The sequence below is a fragment of the Mesorhizobium sp. M00.F.Ca.ET.216.01.1.1 genome (genome assembly GCF_004010325.2).
Taxonomy (GTDB): Bacteria; Pseudomonadota; Alphaproteobacteria; order Rhizobiales; family Rhizobiaceae; genus Mesorhizobium.
On record NZ_SADR02000005.1, the window covers coordinates 241,366 to 258,360 of the forward strand.

General features: G+C 62.2%; 22 protein-coding genes, 1 other RNA gene and 1 pseudogene. 13 read left to right on the plus strand and 11 right to left on the minus strand.

What is annotated here, in order from left to right:
• Positions 1 to 127 precede the first annotated feature (127 nt).
• Together EN859_RS09595 and EN859_RS09600 are read left to right on the plus strand one after the other, a co-directional pair.
• Positions 128 to 388, plus strand: a complete 261-nt coding sequence (locus EN859_RS09595) for a DUF2312 domain-containing protein (RefSeq protein WP_127853110.1) — start codon at positions 128 to 130, stop codon at positions 386 to 388.
• A gap of 54 nt (positions 389 to 442) precedes the next feature.
• Entirely contained in the window at positions 443 to 898 is a 456-nt protein-coding gene (locus EN859_RS09600) for a hypothetical protein (RefSeq protein WP_127853111.1), read from the plus strand.
• A 20-nt stretch (positions 899 to 918) separates the two neighbouring features.
• Here EN859_RS09600 and EN859_RS09605 read toward each other — a convergent pair whose 3' ends face one another.
• Positions 919 to 1,431 carry an arsenate reductase ArsC gene (locus EN859_RS09605; RefSeq protein ID WP_127853112.1) on the minus strand — a complete coding sequence of 171 codons (513 nt, stop codon included), beginning with the start codon at positions 1,429 to 1,431 and terminating at the stop codon, positions 919 to 921.
• Between the two features lie 209 nt (positions 1,432 to 1,640).
• Between EN859_RS09605 and EN859_RS09610 the strand changes: the two genes are divergently transcribed.
• Complete coding sequence (locus EN859_RS09610; RefSeq protein WP_127853113.1) at positions 1,641 to 1,985, plus strand: hypothetical protein; 345 nt, start codon at positions 1,641 to 1,643, stop codon at positions 1,983 to 1,985.
• Positions 1,986 to 2,093: 108 nt separating this feature from the next.
• Here EN859_RS09610 and msrB read toward each other — a convergent pair whose 3' ends face one another.
• From msrB to EN859_RS09630, 4 genes are all read right to left on the minus strand, one after another.
• Positions 2,094 to 2,498 carry a peptide-methionine (R)-S-oxide reductase MsrB gene (gene msrB / locus EN859_RS09615; protein ID WP_127853114.1) on the minus strand — a complete coding sequence of 135 codons (405 nt, stop codon included), beginning with the start codon at positions 2,496 to 2,498 and terminating at the stop codon, positions 2,094 to 2,096.
• Between the two features lie 94 nt (positions 2,499 to 2,592).
• A complete protein-coding gene (locus EN859_RS09620; RefSeq protein ID WP_127853115.1) occupies positions 2,593 to 3,783 on the minus strand; it encodes a VWA domain-containing protein in 1,191 nt (396 codons plus the stop codon).
• A gap of 7 nt (positions 3,784 to 3,790) precedes the next feature.
• Positions 3,791 to 4,237, minus strand: coding sequence for a GNAT family N-acetyltransferase (locus tag EN859_RS09625; protein WP_127853116.1), 447 nt, complete (start codon positions 4,235 to 4,237; stop codon positions 3,791 to 3,793).
• Positions 4,238 to 4,315: 78 nt separating this feature from the next.
• On the minus strand, positions 4,316 to 5,155 hold the full coding sequence (locus EN859_RS09630; RefSeq protein WP_127853117.1) for a MoxR family ATPase: 840 nt from the start codon (positions 5,153 to 5,155) through the stop codon (positions 4,316 to 4,318).
• 171 nt (positions 5,156 to 5,326) lie between these two features.
• Between EN859_RS09630 and ssrS the strand changes: the two genes are divergently transcribed.
• From ssrS to EN859_RS09650, 4 genes are all read left to right on the plus strand, one after another.
• Positions 5,327 to 5,483: non-coding RNA, 6S RNA (ssrS, locus tag EN859_RS09635), on the plus strand.
• Between the two features lie 153 nt (positions 5,484 to 5,636).
• Complete coding sequence (locus tag EN859_RS09640; protein WP_127853118.1) at positions 5,637 to 6,224, plus strand: 5-formyltetrahydrofolate cyclo-ligase; 588 nt, start codon at positions 5,637 to 5,639, stop codon at positions 6,222 to 6,224.
• Between the two features lie 81 nt (positions 6,225 to 6,305).
• Complete coding sequence (locus tag EN859_RS09645) at positions 6,306 to 7,130, plus strand: YmdB family metallophosphoesterase (protein WP_127853119.1); 825 nt, start codon at positions 6,306 to 6,308, stop codon at positions 7,128 to 7,130.
• 179 nt (positions 7,131 to 7,309) lie between these two features.
• Positions 7,310 to 8,077 carry a TerC family protein gene (locus EN859_RS09650; RefSeq protein ID WP_127853120.1) on the plus strand — a complete coding sequence of 256 codons (768 nt, stop codon included), beginning with the start codon at positions 7,310 to 7,312 and terminating at the stop codon, positions 8,075 to 8,077.
• A gap of 33 nt (positions 8,078 to 8,110) precedes the next feature.
• Here EN859_RS09650 and EN859_RS09655 read toward each other — a convergent pair whose 3' ends face one another.
• Together EN859_RS09655 and EN859_RS09660 are read right to left on the minus strand one after the other, a co-directional pair.
• The gene (locus EN859_RS09655) at positions 8,111 to 8,578 is read right to left on the minus strand and encodes an SRPBCC family protein (RefSeq protein ID WP_127853121.1); all 468 of its coding nucleotides are present in this window, start codon (positions 8,576 to 8,578) and stop codon (positions 8,111 to 8,113) included.
• Positions 8,579 to 8,596: 18 nt separating this feature from the next.
• A complete protein-coding gene (locus tag EN859_RS09660) occupies positions 8,597 to 9,079 on the minus strand; it encodes an SRPBCC domain-containing protein (protein WP_127853122.1) in 483 nt (160 codons plus the stop codon).
• Between the two features lie 51 nt (positions 9,080 to 9,130).
• Between EN859_RS09660 and EN859_RS09665 the strand changes: the two genes are divergently transcribed.
• The 3 genes from EN859_RS09665 to EN859_RS09675 all read left to right on the plus strand — a co-directional run bounded on the left by EN859_RS09665 (position 9,131) and on the right by EN859_RS09675 (position 10,771).
• Positions 9,131 to 9,454 carry a helix-turn-helix domain-containing protein gene (locus EN859_RS09665; protein ID WP_127853123.1) on the plus strand — a complete coding sequence of 108 codons (324 nt, stop codon included), beginning with the start codon at positions 9,131 to 9,133 and terminating at the stop codon, positions 9,452 to 9,454.
• 238 nt (positions 9,455 to 9,692) lie between these two features.
• Complete coding sequence (locus EN859_RS09670; RefSeq protein ID WP_127853124.1) at positions 9,693 to 10,442, plus strand: YebC/PmpR family DNA-binding transcriptional regulator; 750 nt, start codon at positions 9,693 to 9,695, stop codon at positions 10,440 to 10,442.
• Positions 10,443 to 10,459: 17 nt separating this feature from the next.
• Positions 10,460 to 10,771: a SelT/SelW/SelH family protein gene (locus tag EN859_RS09675; protein WP_127853176.1), complete on the plus strand. Its 312-nt coding sequence runs from the start codon at positions 10,460 to 10,462 to the stop codon at positions 10,769 to 10,771.
• On the opposite strand, the gene EN859_RS09680 is transcribed toward EN859_RS09675, so the two are convergent.
• Positions 10,772 to 11,215: a GNAT family N-acetyltransferase gene (locus EN859_RS09680; protein WP_127853125.1), complete on the minus strand. Its 444-nt coding sequence runs from the start codon at positions 11,213 to 11,215 to the stop codon at positions 10,772 to 10,774. It lies immediately after the preceding gene.
• Between the two features lie 84 nt (positions 11,216 to 11,299).
• On the minus strand, positions 11,300 to 11,779 hold the full coding sequence (locus tag EN859_RS09685; protein WP_127853126.1) for a DUF1772 domain-containing protein: 480 nt from the start codon (positions 11,777 to 11,779) through the stop codon (positions 11,300 to 11,302).
• A 151-nt stretch (positions 11,780 to 11,930) separates the two neighbouring features.
• On the opposite strand from EN859_RS09685, the gene EN859_RS09690 reads away from it, so the two are divergent.
• Positions 11,931 to 12,572 carry a TetR/AcrR family transcriptional regulator gene (locus tag EN859_RS09690; protein ID WP_127853127.1) on the plus strand — a complete coding sequence of 214 codons (642 nt, stop codon included), beginning with the start codon at positions 11,931 to 11,933 and terminating at the stop codon, positions 12,570 to 12,572.
• Positions 12,573 to 12,674: 102 nt separating this feature from the next.
• Here EN859_RS09690 and rpmE read toward each other — a convergent pair whose 3' ends face one another.
• Positions 12,675 to 12,896 (minus strand): 50S ribosomal protein L31, encoded by a 222-nt coding sequence (gene rpmE, locus EN859_RS09695; protein WP_077380693.1) that lies wholly within the window; start codon positions 12,894 to 12,896, stop codon positions 12,675 to 12,677.
• Between the two features lie 202 nt (positions 12,897 to 13,098).
• Between rpmE and EN859_RS09700 the strand changes: the two genes are divergently transcribed.
• Positions 13,099 to 14,901 (plus strand): ABC transporter transmembrane domain-containing protein, encoded by a 1,803-nt coding sequence (locus tag EN859_RS09700; protein WP_127853128.1) that lies wholly within the window; start codon positions 13,099 to 13,101, stop codon positions 14,899 to 14,901.
• A gap of 33 nt (positions 14,902 to 14,934) precedes the next feature.
• On the opposite strand, the gene EN859_RS09705 is transcribed toward EN859_RS09700, so the two are convergent.
• On the minus strand, positions 14,935 to 16,422 hold the full coding sequence (locus tag EN859_RS09705) for a carboxypeptidase M32 (protein WP_127853129.1): 1,488 nt from the start codon (positions 16,420 to 16,422) through the stop codon (positions 14,935 to 14,937).
• A 206-nt stretch (positions 16,423 to 16,628) separates the two neighbouring features.
• On the opposite strand from EN859_RS09705, the pseudogene EN859_RS09710 reads away from it, so the two are divergent.
• A pseudogene (locus EN859_RS09710) lies at positions 16,629 to 16,981 on the plus strand (DUF1304 domain-containing protein).
• The last annotated feature ends 14 nt before the right edge of the window (positions 16,982 to 16,995 follow it).

Below are 16,995 nucleotides of genomic sequence, written 5' to 3' on the forward strand. Positions count from 1 at the left end.
CGCCTGGCAGCAGCACTTCATGCCGCATCGATAATATCTTGACCCGCCGCGCCCGGTCGGGCATCGAACCCGCTGCAAATTCGCCGCTCACATTCGAGTCGCGGCGAGAAACGACGCGGAGAGAAATATGGCCGACGACATCACCGAGACCAGCCAGACTGTTGCCGCCAGCCAGTTGCGCGCCTTCATCGAGCGCATCGAGCGGCTCGAGGAAGAGAAGAAGACCATCGCCGACGACATCAAGGAAGTGTTTGCCGAGGCCAAGGGCACCGGCTTTGACACCAAGGCGATGCGCTCGATCATCCGGCTACGCAAGAAGGACCAGGCCGAGCGGCAGGAGGAAGAATCCATCCTCGACCTCTACAAGGCCGCGCTCGGCATGGTGTAAGGGTAGGAGCCTACTTCAACGGCGATCCTGGTCGCTGAAAAAATGGTTCTACTCATGAGCGAGTTCGACTTCGGCGCCCGTCGAGCCTCGGAGTTCCGCCATCGCGGTTTCTGGGCTCTGTTCGCGGAGCGGCATCCGGAAGAAAAGACCCGGTTGGCGAGGCGCGGACCATGGTTCTGGCAGCGCGGGCTGCCCGAATTCCAACTGGTCATCAGCATGTATGTCGCGCCCAGCGAGAACGTGGCCGGCGTCTTCTTCGGCCGTAACCAGAGGCTTGGCGCCACCGAAGCCTGGGCGCGACTGCGGCCATTTCAGACGGTGATCGAAGACAGATTGAAGCTCAAGCCGGAACAACGTTCCGAGGGGCTTGGCATCAATTCACTGTGGCGCGTGAACTGCTTTGCCGAGGACAATTGGCCGGCGATGGCCGACTGGCTGGTGACTGAAGCATCGCGTTTCGAGCGGGCCGTGGCCGAGGTTCTGGGAGACGGTGGCGAAGCCGGATCCTGAACCACGGTCGTTGCCTGCATTCAAGAGTTTGGCTTCGGCTGGTCGCGGCCGATCTCGTCGAGATGATGTTGCAGCGCCAGATGGTCGAGCGTACCCATCGGCAGGTTGACGAACAGCGAGATGCGATTGTTGAGCATGCGATAGGCATCAGCGAAGGCGAAATGAAGTTCGGCTTCGGTGCCCTTCGCTTTGGCGGGGTCCGGTATTGCCCAAAGCGCGGTCATTGGATGACCGGGCCAGATCGGACAGGACTCATTAGCGGTGCTATCGCAAACCGTGAAGACGAAGTTCATTTCCGGCGCGTCGGGCTCGGCGAATTCGTCCCAGCTTTTCGAGCGGGCGAAGCTCGTATCGTAGTTGAGACTTTCGAGCAGCTGCAGCGCGTAGGGATTGACCTTGCCCTTCGGCTGCGAACCAGCGGAAAAGGCCTTGAACTTGCCAGCGCCGATCCGATTGAGGATGGCTTCCCCCATGATGGATCGCGCCGAATTGGCGTTGCAGAGAAACAGGACGTTGTAGATATTATCGCTCATCGCAAGACTTCCCCTGGCAGGCGACTGGATGATCGGCGGCAGATCCGGCAGACACGGTTGCTTTGCCGCTAACGAGAGGCGAAGTAGAAAGGTTTCGCGACTGTTTGATGACAATCTGTCAAGTGATGTGCTCGCGTGGGCTCGATGAGCGCTTTGCGCTGAGGTATGCCGCGTTCGAAGTCTGCTGTCGAAGAGAGAAGGCCGCGTCGATGAATGCTCCAAAGCTGTTGGAAGGCGAAGACGGCAAGGCAGGCGGTGCAGCGGGCTTCTTCCGCTCGCGCTGGCAAGGCATGGTGCCGCTCGACCGGCTGTTCTGGCGCGACCTGGTCGTTGTCGGCAGTGCGATCAACCTCGCATCGTCGGTCGCGGCGCTCATCCTGCTCGGGCTGAAGCTGTCGCTTGCGCTGGTTCTGGCGGTGCATTTCGCGCCGGTGCCCTACAACATCTTTCTGACCTTTGCCGTCTGGCGAACGACGGAAAAAACCGGCGGCGCCAAGGCTTGGATGATGACTCTCGGCGCCACATTGTGGCTGATCCTGGTGGTGGTCGTCTGACAAGCGCGAGCCTCATTGCGCCGGATATCTGCTCTGCGATCTGCAAATAAAAGGGGCGGCTGAAGTCGCCCTTTTTATAGTTCGATAGTTCGGCGATTTAACTGCCGCTTAGGCCGCCGGCTCGAATTTCAGCGCTACGCCGTTGATGCAATAGCGCAGGCCGGTCGGCGGCGGGCCGTCGTCGAAGATGTGGCCGAGATGACTGCCGCAGCGGGCACAATGGCATTCGGTGCGCACCATTCCGTAGCTGCGGTCGACGGTGGTCTCGACCGAACCCGGCACCGGGTCGTTGAAGCTCGGCCAGCCGGTGCCGCTCTCGAACTTTAGCTTGGATTCGAACAAAGGCTGGTCGCAGCCGACGCAGGAAAAGGTACCGGCGCGCTTCTCGTAGAGCAAAGCGCAGCTTCCCGGACGCTCGGTGCCATGGTTACGCATGACTGCATGTTGCTCGGGCGTCAGCCGGGCGCGCCATTCGGCATCGGTGCGGGTGACGGGGTAGGCATGGGTGTCCATGAATATCTCCTCAGCCTTGGCGGCTCGTTATTGGTTGCAGTCTATCTTCGCCCCAACATAGGCATTTGTTACAGGCACGCCCAGCGCGAGAATGTCAGTGCTTGCGCGAAAGCTGCCTTGTCGCGGCTTCGAGCCCGGCCAGGGTCAGCGGGAACATGCGGCCGTCGAAGATGTCGCGGATCATGGCGATCGAATGGGTGTAGCCCCAGTTCTTTTCGCTTTCCGGGTTGAGCCATACCGCATTCGGCCACTGCTGCAGGAGCCGGCTGAGCCAGACGGCGCCGGCCTCCGGGTTCCAGTGCTCGACCGAGCCGCCGGGATGCGCGATCTCGTAAGGGCTCATCGAGGCGTCGCCGACGACGATCACCTTGTAGTCCGGCCCGTATTTGTGGAGGAGGTCGAAAGTTGGGACCGTCTCGGCATGGCGGCGGCGATTGTCCTTCCACACGCCTTCGTAGAGGCAATTGTGGAAGTAGAAATATTCGAGCTGGCGGAATTCGGCGCGGGCAGCCGAAAACAATTCCTCGACGCTCCTGACGTGATCGTCCATCGAGCCGCCGACATCGAAGAACATCAGCAGTTTCACCGCATTGCGGCGTTCGGGCCTTGTCTGCACATCGAGATAGCCGTGCTCGGCGGTGGCGTGGATGGTGCCGGGCAGGTCGAACTCTTCCTCGGCGCCTTCGCGCACCCAGCGGCGCAGGCGCTTCAGCGCGATCTTGATGTTGCGGGTGCCGAGCTCGACGGAATCGTCGAAGTTTTTGAACTCGCGCCTGTCCCAGACTTTTACCGCGCGGCGGTTGCGGCTTTCGTGCTGGCCGATGCGCACGCCTTCGGGATTGTAGCCATAGGCGCCGAAAGGCGAGGTGCCGCCGGTGCCGATCCATTTCGAGCCACCCTGGTGGCGGCCCTTCTGCTCCTCCAGCCGCTGCTTCAGCGTTTCCATCAGCTTTTCGAAACCGCCGAGTGCTGTGATCAGCTTTTTCTCCTCGTCGGTCAGGTGCTTTTCGGCAAGCCGGCGCAGCCATTCTTCCGGGATATTTTCGGCATCGACCGCACCTGTACCGGCCAGTGCCTCGACACCCCTGAAGATGTGCGAAAAGACCTGGTCGAAGCGGTCGATGTGGCGCTCGTCCTTCACCAATGCGGCGCGGGCGAGGTAGTAAAAACCCTCGACGTCATAGTCGACCAGCCCGGCTTCCAACCCTTTCAGCAGCGACAGGTATTCCCGGAGAGAGACGGGAACGCGTGCTGCTTTCAGTTCTAGGAAGAAGGGGATGAACATCGACTATCTACAGCAGATCATACTCGATAAAGCCGGTTCTGCGCGCCACGTGGTCGTAGAGCTTGCGTGCGGTGGTGTTGGTTTCGTGGGTCATCCAGTAGACGTTCTTGACGCCGATCTTGCCGGCTTCCTGCTTCACCGCCTCGATGAGGGCAGCACCGACGCCCTTGCCGCGCACCTCCGGGTCGGCGAACAGATCCTGCAGGTAACAGTTGTTTTTCTCCGACCAGCAGGAGCGGTGGTAGAGGTAATGCGTCAAGCCGACAGCCTTGCCGTCGAAGATAGCGATGAAGCCTTTCGGCTCGAACTCACCCACCGTGAACAGCCGCTTCCAGGTGATGACGTAGACCTCTTCCGGCAGCCTGGTTTCGTAGAAGGTCAGGTAGGCCGTCCACAGCCGCTGCCAGTCGGCATGGTCGGACTGCGCCAGTGGGCGGGCGGTGATTTCGGTCATTTCATTTCCCTCCGAAGGTTCGGGTCGAAGCTGCCTCCCTGTTCGGGTGTTCGCAACAGTCCACAGCCGGGAAAACCGCTACTGCTGCCGTCTCGCCATGAAGGCCAGCCGCTCGAAAAGATGCACGTCGTGTTCGTTCTTCAGCAGAGCACCATGCAGCTTGGGCAGCGCGTTCCTTGGGTCGGCGCGCAGATCCTCGGGCGCGATGTCGTCGGCGACCAGCAGCCGGATCCAGTCGAGCGCCTCTGAGGTCGAGGGCTTCTTCTTCAGGCCCGGCACATCGCGGATCTCATAGAACTGGGTGAGAGCGGCCCGCACCAGGTTCTGCTTGATGTCGGGATAGTGCACGTCGACTATTCTGTGCAGCGTCTCGACGTCGGGAAAGCGGATGTAGTGGAAGAAGCAGCGGCGCAGGAAGGCGTCCGGCAGCTCCTTCTCGTTGTTGGAGGTGATGATGACGATCGGCCTGACGGCGGCGCGGATCGTCTCGCCGGTCTCGTAGACGAAGAACTCCATTCTATCGAGTTCCTGCAGCAGGTCGTTGGGAAACTCGATGTCGGCCTTGTCGATCTCGTCGATCAGAAGCACGACCTTTTTACCGGCAGCGAAGGCATCCCACAGCTTGCCGCGCTTGATGTAGTTGCGGATGTCGTTGAAGCGCTCGTCGCCGAGCTGGCTGTCGCGCAGCCGTGAAACGGCGTCATATTCGTAAAGGCCCTGCTGCGCCCTCGTCGTCGACTTGACATGCCATTCGATTAGCTCGAGGCCAAGCGCTGCCGCCACCTGCCGGGCAAGCTCGGTCTTGCCGGTGCCGGGCTCTCCCTTGACCAGCAATGGCCGCTCCAGCGCGATTGCCGCGTTGACGGCCACCATCAGATCCTTGTCGGCGACATAGGCCGCCGTGCCTTCGAAACGCATTCCTGCTCCTCGGTTGTCATGGCAACCGTAAGCAGGCGGCCTGGCCAGTGCAAGGCGCTGCGGCGATCCGCGCATCGGCGCCGGCCCGGCAGAAGGCAAGTGTCACGAATAAAGCCGTCGAGCATGCCGGTCTCTCTGGCGCTTGATCGACCATCGGCCTATATTAACGAGGACGGTCTGCGCTTCCCGGCAGGAGAACATTTTCCCCGGGGGCCTTAACGATCCTTAGGGAGCTGTCCCTGGGAAGACCCGTGGGTTTTCTCACACGGCGCCCACCTACTTTGTAGGTTCCCGGGATCGCTCTCTCCACCGGTTGTGTGGATCGTCACTTTCCCGAGAAATCCCGATTTCGGCGCATCCGCGTCAAACCGCTTTTTGCGGTCCTCATTGACTGAGAAGTCAACTCCGATCGTCGAAATCGGTTTTCCTTGACCTGCATCCGAACTTGGGATTTTTCTCCGGCTCTGCAAATAGGCCTCCTATGATCTCCCCCAAAGACGTGAAAAGACACCTCCGCAAGGAAGCGCTCGGCCGCCGCGATGCGCTGGATCCGTTCTGGCGCGAGGAAGCAGCGCTGGAAATGGCTGAGACGGCGCGAGACCAGATTGCGATCGAGCCGGGCCAGATCGTCTCGGGCTTCTGGCCGATGCGCTCTGAAGTCGACGTCCGGCCGCTAATGTTCGCCTTGCGCGAGAGGGGGGCGAGGCTCTGCCTGCCGGCCATTCTCGACAAGACCACCATCGTCTTTCGCGAACTGACGCGCGGCGCGCCGATGGTCGACATGGGGTTCGGCACGGTCGGGCCGCACGAGAAGGCGAAGGTGCTTGATCCCCAGGTGATGCTTGTGCCGCTCGCCGCCTTCGACCGGCGTGGCCACCGCATCGGTTACGGCGCCGGCTATTACGACCGGGCGATCGCGCGGCTGCTGGACAAGGGAAAACTGCCGCGGCTAATCGGCATTGCCTTCGACTGCCAGGAGGTCGCGCTGGTGCCGGACGAGCCGCATGACGTGATCATCCCGGAAATACTCACCGAGAGCGGGTTGCGCCGGTTCACGCCAGAATTGTAGATAAGATGATAGACGCATGATCTTTTCCGAAAGTCATGCAGCTTTTTGCTTCGCTGACCTTTGGTTCGGGATATTGATCATATGAGACTTCTTTTCCTCGGCGACATGGTCGGTAAAACAGGACGCACTGCGGTGTGGGAACAACTGCCCGGCCTGATTGCGGATTTCAAACTCGACTTCGTCATCGTCAATGGCGAGAACGCCGCTGGCGGCTTCGGCATCACCGAGGAGATCTTTCGCGAGACGATCTCAGCCGGCGCCGATGTCGTCACCACCGGCAATCATGTCTGGGATCAGCGCGACGCGCTGGTTTTCGCGCCGCGCGAGGAGCGCTTCCTGCGCCCGTCGAATTTCCCAAAGGGCACGCCCGGTCGGGGCTCCGGCGTCTACATCGCCAGGAACGGCGCGCGCGTGCTGGTCGCCAACATCATGGGCCGGGTGTTCATGCATCCCGAGCTCGACGATCCGTTCCAGGCCGGCGAGCGCGAGCTGACGGCCTGCCCGTTGGGCGAGCAGGCCGATGCGGCGGTCATCGACTTCCATGCCGAGGCGACCTCGGAAAAAATGTGCTTCGCGCATTTTGTCGACGGCCGCGCCAGCCTGGTCGTCGGCACCCATACCCATCAGCCAACCGGCGACCACCAGATCCTCAATGGCGGCACCGGCTATATTTCCGACGCCGGCATGTGCGGCGACTATGATTCCTCGCTCGGCATGGACAAGGAGGAGCCGCTTAACAGGTTTCTGTCAAAGGTGCCGAAAGGACGCTTCGAGGCAGCGACCGGACCGGCGACATTGTGCGGCATCGGCGTTGAGATTTCCGACCGCACCGGGCTGACCGAACGGATCGCGCCGTTTCGCCGCGGGCCGCGGCTGGAGGAAACGGCGCCGGCCTTCTGGTTGTGACATTGATCTCGGCAGGTCCCATACCTACCTGCCGGCGACACCACAGCGCCGCGCGTCCTATTGGACGCGCAAGGGACGCTGTAGCACTTAGATTTTGCGCATGATCCTTTCCGAAAATCGATTCCGATTTTCGGGGTCATGTGTTGAAGCGGATTGATACGCCACCGGGGGACGACGTAATGCAGCTAATAGAGTTCCTGGCGCCGCATTTCGCTTTCATATCCGACCCCACGGCATGGATCGCGCTGCTGACGCTGGTAGTGCTGGAGATCGTGCTCGGCATCGACAATCTGATCTTCATCTCGATCCTGACCAACAAGCTTCCGGAGACACAAAGAGCCCGCGCGCGTCGGCTCGGCATCTCGGCGGCGCTGATCATGCGACTCATCCTGCTTGCCACCATCTCCATCATCGTCCAGTTGACCACGCCTGTCTTCGCGGCTCTCGGCCATGGCTTTTCCTGGCGCGACCTGATCCTGATCGCCGGCGGCCTGTTCCTTGTCTGGAAGGCGACCAAGGAAATCCACCACACGGTCGATCCTGACGATCACCAGGACACGATGATGGGCGAGACGCTGCAGTTTTCGCTCGCCGGCGCCATCTTCCAGATCCTGCTGCTCGACCTCGTGTTCTCGATCGATTCGATCATCACCGCGGTCGGCATGACCGACGAGATCGCCATCATGTACATCGCGGTCATCGTGGCGGTCAGCGTGATGATGCTGGCGGCCGGGCCGCTCGCCGATTTCATCGCCAGGAACCCGAGCATCATCATGCTGGCGCTGGGCTTCCTGCTGATGATCGGCATGACGCTGATTGCCGACGGCATGGGCTACCATGTGCCGAAGGGCTACATCTACGCGGCGATGGGATTCTCGGCGATGGTCGAAGGCCTCAACATGCTGGCGCGGCGCCGGAAAAAGGCGAAGTCCGGCGGCAGGCATTGAGCCCGGCACGCATCGCTTGAGAAGCCTTGCGTCTTAGTTTGCTGGCAAACCCTTCGGGTGACGGTCGCCGATCAAGCCGAGCGTCAGCCCCTGTTCCAGCCATGCCTTGGCGCCGGCGAGCACGAGCGAGAAGCCGCTGGTCGAACCGATGGCTTGCTTGACCTGCTCATCGGCGCTGCCGGCAAAGCCGAAATTGCGGACCTCGACGAAGGTCGTATTCTCAGGCATTGCGGTGAAGGTCCAGACTACCGTCGTCGTCGGGTCGCTCCACTGCATGACGATCTTTTCGTCCTTGACGATCTCGTCCACGCTGACCGTCGTCGAGACGCCATACATGCGCCACTCCCAGCGAACCTTTTTGCCGCTGTCCAGCCTGTCGCTGCCATGGGTGAACCAGAATTTCGTCGTGATCGCCGGATCGACAATGGCTTCGAACACGTCTGCGACCGGCCGCCGGATCAGCATGCCAGCTTCGGCCGTTGGTGTTTCGTGAACTTCCATCTGCTTCTCCAAGCGCGCTCAGATGTTGTCTTCGCTAGCGGGTTCCCCCTTCATCTCGCTGCGGTAATAGCCGTCGCGCAGGTTGATGCCGTATTCGACATAGGCCTTCATGCAGGCCAGCATCTGCGACCAGCCCTCGCAATTGAGGTAGGATTTTTTCAACCCGACCGCGTCCTCGTGCCAGCCACTCTCGGCGATGGTGACGAAGGTTCCGCCATCGTCCAGTGGCTCGAAATTCATCTCGATGCGCGTCTTGTAGGCCGGCTTGCCGTCGGCGTCCTTAGCGTCCCAGCGCAGCACGATGCGGCTGTCCTTCTTCACCTCATCGACCTCGACCGGAACCTTGCCCCACCAGACGACGCCGGCACCCTCCACCAGCGGCGCGCTGGCGCCGCCGATCGTGGTGAAATAGCCGCTGAGCTTGTTCGGATTGACGACTGCGTCGAAGACTTCGGCGACCGGCCTGCCGATGCGCCCGGAAATCCTGAATCCAAGAGACATATCCACAGCTCCTTCCTTGATCGGGGCGAAGATATGTTATAGAAACATAACATGTCAAGCCGATCGCAAGACGACAATGTTTTCAAGGCACTGGCGCATCCGCGCCGGCGGCTGATGCTCGACGAATTGAAGGAAGGGCCGAAGACGACGGGAGCATTGTGCGACGCCTTTCCCGACATGGACCGCTGCACCGTCATGCTGCATCTGAAGGTGCTGCAGGAGGCCGATCTGGTGGTGGCGCGGCGCGAAGGGCGCGAGCGCTGGAACCACCTCAATGCGCTGCCGATCAAGCAGATCCACGACCGCTGGATCAGCCAGTACGCCACGCATGCGATCAGCATTCTCGACCGGCTGAAGTCCGACCTGGAGGGGTGAATCGCCGCGACAATCCACCGGAATTCCGCGTCGCAGACACTCGTGCGCGCTATGCCACCGCGCGGCTGGACGAATTGAGCCGATTTATCTATAAGCCGGCCATTCCGACATAGAGCGCCGTACGTCCGTCCGGACGCACCGGGGGCATTCGGAAATTTTTGAATTCGAGCATTTTGTAATACGCCGGGCGTTTCGTCCGGCCACACGATGCTCTAGCCGAGAAGACGACAGGGGTGCCATGGCTGGCCATTCACAGTTCAAGAACATCATGCACCGCAAGGGCCGTCAGGACGCGGTGCGGTCGAAAATATTTTCCAAGCTGGCGCGCGAGATCACCGTCGCCGCCAAGACCGGTACGCCAGATCCATCGATGAACCCGCGCCTGCGCCTTGCCGTGCAGAACGCCAAGGCGGTGTCGATGCCGAAGGACAACATCCAGCGCGCCATCAACAAGGCGTCGATGGGTGATGCCGAGAATTACGAAGCGGTGCGCTACGAAGGCTATGGGCCGGGCGGCGTGGCGCTGATCGTCGAGGCGCTGACCGACAACCGCAACCGTTCGGCATCGAATGTCCGCGCCGCCTTCACCAAGGCCGGCGGGGCGATGGGCGAAACCGGTTCGGTGTCGTTCATGTGGGACCGCGTCGGCGAGATCTACTATCCGACCTCGGCGGGCAGCGCCGAGAAAGTCATGGATGCAGCGATCGAGGCCGGCGCCGACGACGTGCAGTCGGACGAGGAAGGCCACACGATCTACTGCGCGTTCGAGAATCTCGGCGACGTGTCGAAGGCGCTGGAGGGCGCGCTCGGCGAGGCAGAATCGGTAAAGCCGATCTGGAAGCCGCAGACCAGCATTGCGGTCGACGAGGAGCGGGCACAGTCGCTGATGAAGCTGGTCGCCACACTCGAGGACGACGACGACGTGCAGAGCGTCTACGCCAATTTCGAGGTCGACGACGAGACCATGGCGAAGCTCAGCGCGGCATGAGCACAGCTCAGCCCGGCATGAACGAACAGGCGCTGCCCACCATCCGTATCACCTATTGCACGCAGTGCCACTGGCTGCTGCGTGCCGGTTGGATGGCGCAGGAGCTGCTCTCGACCTTCGGAACGGATCTGGGCGAAGTCACGCTCGTGCCCGGCACCGGCGGCATCTTCACCATTTCCTGCAATGACGTGCTGGTCTGGGACCGCAAGCGCGACGGCGGTTTTCCGGATGCGGCCAAGCTCAAGCAGCTGGTCCGCGATGTGATCGATCCGGGCCGCGATCTTGGCCATGCCGACCGGAAGGGCCACATGTCGAAGACTCCCACATGATCAGGTTGCTTCGAAAGCGAAGCGGTAGACATTAGTCTGCCGTTTCTCGAATCCCAGCTTCAGGTACAGGCGGTTCGCTGCCTCCCTTGACGGGCGCGAGGTGAGGTCGACCGTTCTGGCACCGGCCGTTTTCGCCTGTGCAAGCGCTTCACGGACCAGGGCTGATGCAATGCCCAGGCCTCTGTGGCGCTCATCGACTATTACATCCTCGATGATCGAGCGTACCCCTGTTGGCACGCGGAAAATGGCCAGCGTGAGCATTCCTTGCAGTGTTTGGTCCGTTCTTGCGATGAGCAGGGTTGTCGCCGGCGACTTGATGATACTCTCCAAATCCTCGTTGCGTGGCCCCGAAGCGGACGACGACAGCTGATGGATCAATGCAATCATGGAATGCGCCAGCCATGGCGTCAGGGTCGATACCGCCTCTATTTCGAACTCGGTCATTTTTTATCATCCTTCCTGGCGACCCATGGGAGAAGCAATCGATCCCGAAGGTGCTTGCTCCTCCGGGATTCGTCGGAAGCTACTTCACCGCAGCGCCACGATGAAGCAGCCCAGCGCCACGATGCCGGTGATGGTGCGGACGTGGTTCCACGTCACCCACTCCCTGAGATAGGTGGTCCACACAGTGGCGCCGTTGGCGCTGGCCGGATCGACGGCAGCCAACGCATCGTTGAGCGGCACGTTGAAGACCATGGTGACGATCGGGTTGCCGACGACATAGATCAGCGCGCCGGCGAGAAGCCAGAACGAACCCGGCTGGCTCCAGCCGATGATGGCGCCGGCGGCAAGCACAAGGCAGATCAGCCCGGTGCCGAAAAGCGCTGTCATGAACATCGGCGTAATGACGGTGACGTTGATCGAATTCATCGCGGCGATGCCGCCGGCGACAGGCAGGCGGGCGAGCGCCGGCATGACAAAATTGGAGAATGCGAAGAAAACGCCGCCGACGACGCCTGAGCCGAGGGCGGCGATGAAGGTGAGAGTGGGAAGAAGTATCGCGATCATGTCAGGTGCTCCAGATTTGTTGGGCGTCCCACCGTGATTGTCCTTTGCCAAAATATGAGTAATCCTCACATTTGCAAAATGTGATAAACCCTCGTATTTTTCAAGTCAAGTCATTTTCTTGGCCATTTGTCGGGCCGGTTTGGAGACAGTCATGGAAGGCACCGCCGTATCGGTTCCAAGTGACGGACAGATCGCATCGCCGCGCCGGGCGCCGAGCCAGCAACGCAGCCGCGAGCGGGTCGAGCGGATGCTTACCGCCGCCTCGGCGTTGATCGCCGGGCAAGGCAGCGATGCCATGCGCATGGGCGAAGTGGCGGAAAGGGCCGGTGTGTCGATCGGTTCGCTCTACCAGTTCTTCCCGGACAAGCGGGCGATCATCCGGGCGCTGGCCGAACGCTACACCACTCAAAGCCAGGCCTGCATCGCGGCAGCGCTTGCGGAAGTCAGCGATGCCGACAGCCTGCGGCGTGCATTTTCGGAGCTGGTGGACACCTATTACGGCCTGTTCCTGGCCGAGCCGGTGATGCGCGACATCTGGTCGGGGACGCAGGCCGACAAGGCGCTACGCGAACTCGAACTCGCCGACAGTCGGGCCAATGCCGAATTCCTCACCGCCGTGCTGAAACGGCTACGGCCTGACGCCAATCCGGCGGCGCTGGAAACGACGGCGCTTCTCATCTGGCAGATGGGCGAGGCGGCGATGCGGCTGGCGATCTCGGTCGAACGACAGGAAGGCGACAGGCTGGTCGCTGCCTACAAGCGCATGGCGCTTCGGGAACTGCTTGACGAGTAGAGGTGCATTTCTCGCAATGAGAGTTCGTATCGCAAAACTGAGCGGCAACAAAAAACCCGCCTGGAGGGCGGGTTTTTTCGGATCGTCTAAAGGCTGCTCGGCTTAGAGGCCGAAACCTTCGAAACGCTTCTTGAACTTCGACAGGCGGCCACCGCGGTCGAGCAAGGTCTGCTGGCCGCCGGTCCAGGCCGGGTGGGTGGTCGGGTCGATATCGAGGTTCATCGTATCGCCTTCCTTGCCCCAGGTCGAACGGGTCATATATTCGGTGCCGTCGGTCATGACGACCTTGATGGCGTGGTAGTCGGGATGGATGTCGGTCTTCATGGTTTCGTTCCTGGCTTGCCGGCGCTGCTGACGGGCATAGAGCCTGCGTCGATGCGCCCCTTTTTAAAACTCGAAGCCGCAGCTATTGAGGAGCCACGGCTTCTAAAACGGTCGGCGAGCCTATACATCAGCCGGAATTGAATCACAAGGCCGTGGCAAGCGCATATTGAGGCGCATACCAAAACGGCCAGAGGAAACGGTCATGGTGGACATCAGCGGCTATGAAGACGAGCGCCGGCGCTCGCTCAAGCCGCTCAGGCGCTTGTTCCCCTATATCACGCGCTACCGGAAAATGGTCATTGGCGCGGTTGTCTCGCTGGTCGTCGCGGCGGCGACCACGCTGGCCCTGCCGCTCGCCGTGCGGCGCATGATCGACCACGGCTTTTCCGCTTCCGATTCCAGCTTCATCGCCGAATACTTCGCCATGCTGGTGGTGATGGCCGCCTTGCTGGCGGCGGCGTCGGCCAGCCGCTACTATTTCGTCATCACGCTTGGCGAGCGCGTCGTCGCCGACGTCCGCCGCGATGTATTCAGCCATGTTACGACGCTGTCGCCTTCCTTCTTCGATACCGCCCAGTCGGGCGAGATCGTGTCGCGGCTTACCGCCGACACGACGCAGGTGAAGTCGGCGATCGGCGCCACCGCTTCGGTGGCATTGCGCAATGTCATCCTCGGCCTCGGCGCCGTGGCGATGATGGTCTTCACCAGCCCGAAATTGTCGGGCCTGGTCATCGCTGCTATCCCCGTAATCGTGCTGCCGCTGGTCGCCTTCGGCCGCTCGGTGCGGCGGAAATCGCGGCTGGCGCAGGACACGCTGGCCAATGCCACGGCCTATGCCGGCGAGCAGATCGGCGCGGTGCGCACGCTGCAGGCCTTCACCAACGAAAAACTGGTCACCGGGCGGTTTTCGGCCTCAGTGGAGGCCGCGTTCGATGCGGCGCGGGCCTCGATCTTTGCCCGCTCCTTCCTCACCTTCTTTGCCATCTTCATGATCTTTTCATCGGTGGTGGCGGTGCTGTGGTTCGGCTCGCGCGACGTGCTCGACGGCACGCTGTCGCCGGGCACGCTCGGCCAGTTCCTGCTCTATTCGGTGTTCGCCGCCGGCGCGCTCGGCGCGCTGTCGGAAGTGTGGGGCGAACTTGCCCAGGCGGCGGGCGCCGCCGAACGGCTGACCGAGATCCTGGCCGAGCAGCCGGCGATCCGGTCACCCGCCGATCCGCGGCCGCTGCCGGCCAAGGCGAAAGGCGCGATCCATTTCGACGACGTGTCCTTCTCCTATCCGGCAAGGCCGGACCGCGCCGCCGTCCACGGCCTGAGCTTCCAGGTCAAGCCCGGCGAGACGGTGGCGATCGTTGGCCCCTCCGGCGCCGGCAAGAGCACCATCTTTTCACTGATCCTGCGCTTCTATGATCCCGAGACGGGCAGGATCGTAATCGACGGCGTCGACGTGCGCGAGGCCGATCCCGTCGCTGTCAGGCAGCGCATCGCCATCGTGCCGCAGGACGTCACCATCTTCGCGGCCAGCGCGCGCGACAATATCGGTTTCGGGCGGCCAGGCGCCAGCGAGGCCGATATCGAGGCGGCGGCCAAGGATGCGCTTGCCGACGAGTTCATCCTGAAACTCGAAAAAGGCTATGACAGCCAGGTCGGCGAGCGCGGCGTGACGCTGTCGGGCGGCCAGCGCCAGCGCGTGGCGATTGCCCGCGCCATCTTACGCGACGCGCCGATCCTTCTGCTCGACGAAGCAACCTCAGCGCTTGACGCTGAAAGCGAGACGCTGGTGCAGACGGCGCTCGAACGGCTGATGCAAGGCCGCACCACGATCGTCATCGCCCATCGGCTGGCGACGGTGCTGAAGGCAGACCGGATCCTGGTCATGGATGGCGGCCACATCGTCGAGGAAGGCACCCACCAGAGCCTCGTCACCAAGGGCGGCATCTATGCGCGGCTGGCCAAGCTGCAGTTCGAAACCGGAGCGAGCGCTTTCAAGGGCGCCGCGGAATAACAGGGCGCACCTTCGCCGCGATGTACCAACGGCCTATGCAGCCCCATACCGCTTGCGCAAATGGCTGGTAAAATGCGCGGCGTTGAGTTTCTCGCCGGTGGCGCGTTCGAGCAGGTCCGGCGTCGACCAGCACGAGCCTTGCGACCAGATCTTTTCGCGCCGCCAGTCGTTGATCGCCGTGAAATCGCCTTTGGCGAGGTCGTCGTCGGCGCCGGGATGCTCTCTTGTCAGCGCCGCCCATTGCTGCGCCGCCATCATGGCGCCCAGCGTGTAAGACGGGAAGTAGCCGAATGCGGCACCCGGCCAGTGCACGTCCTGCATCGGCCCGTCGGCCGGATTGTCGATGGTCGACAGGCCGAGGTAGTCGCGCATCCTTGCGTCCCAGGCCTCGGGCAGGTCGGCGGCTTCCAGCCGTCCCGAGACAAGCTCCTGCTCCAGCTCGTAGCGCAGGATGACGTGCAGCGGGTAGGTGACCTCGTCGGCATCGACGCGGATCAGGCCGCGCGCGACCCGGTGCACATGCGGCAGGATGTCGTCGATCGCCCAGCTTTCGCCGAGGTGCTTCTCGACCACCGGCAGCGCCCAGCGCCAGAAGGCAGGGTTGCGGCCGATCTGCTTTTCGACGAACAGGCTCTGGCTTTCGTGCACGGCCATGCCGCGCGCCTTGCCGAGCGGCCAGTGCGCCCACGCCTTCGGCAGGTTCTGCTCATAGAGCGCATGGCCGGTCTCGTGCAGCACGCCCATCAGCGCTGACAGGAAATCGGAGGTCTTGTAACGGGTGGTGATGCGCACGTCGCTCGGCACGCCGCCGCAGAATGGATGATGCGACACCGACAACGAGCCATGGGTAAGGTCGAAGCCGACCGCCGCCATCATGGCGAGGCCGAGCTCACGCTGCTTGTCGATCGGGTAGCTTCCCGAAAGCGGCTTCAGCGGGTGCTTCGCCAGCCGCTGCTCCTGCACGGCCAGTGCCTCCGGCACGAAACCCTTCAGGAAAGCCTTCAGTTCGGTAAACACCGGCGTGATGTCGGCGGCGCGGTTGCCGGGATCGTATTGCTCCATCAGCGCGTCGTAGGGAGCGAGGCCAAGCACCTCGGCGCGCAGTGCTGCCTCCTCGCGCACCAGCGCCACGACGCCTTCGAGCGCCGGCAGGAAACCGGCCCAGTCATTCTTGGCGCGCAGGTCGCGCCAGAGCTGCTCGGAGCGCATGCGCGCGGTCGTCTGGCGCTCGACGAATTCGACCGGCAGGCAGGTCAGGTTGGTGTACTGCCGGCGGAATTCCCTGACCGCCGCCTGCTGCTCCTCGTTCAGCGTCTCCTGTTCCGCCGCCGCGATCCAGTCGGCGATCTCCGGCGCAGTCGCTCGGGCGTGATGCATGCCGGCAAGGGCCGACATGGCCTCGGCGCGCTTCTCGCCGCCGCCGACGGCCATATGGGTCGCCTCGTCGGCGCCGAGGATGGCGAGCGCATGTTCCAGCGCTTCGAGCTTGTGGCCGAGGTCGTCGAGTTTTTGAAAGGACATGGCGGGTTCCGAATTTGGACGGCGGGAAAAGATACCAATGCGCCGGCAATGGCAACCCTGAAGACGGCGGCTCGGCAGTGGGCGCTTCGATCGCCGACAACGATACCCGACACAATACGTCTTGCGAAAGCGAGGGACATCTTGCGGAAGCGGCGCGTGCGTGATCATGCTGGCAGGCGGCGAAAGACCGCAAGGGGGAGACGAACATGATCGCCAACGTGCTGGTCGGGCTGGTGGCCCTGATCCACCTCTATATCGTTTATCTGGAGATGGTGCTGTGGGATACGCCGCGCGGCCACAAGGCGTTCAACCTGACGCCGGAATTTGCCGGCGCCTCGAAGGTGCTTGCCGCCAACCAGGGCTTTACAACGGCTTTCTCGCCGCGGGATTGATCTGGGGCCTCTATCTCGGGGAGGCTGGATTCCAGGTCAAAGTGTTTTTCCTGCTCTGCGTCGCCATCACCGGCCTCTACGGCGCAGTGACCGTCAGCAGGAAAATCCTCTACATCCAGACCGTACCGGCGGCAGTTGCTCTGATCGGACTTTGGCTGGGCGCATGACCCCCGAAAATCGG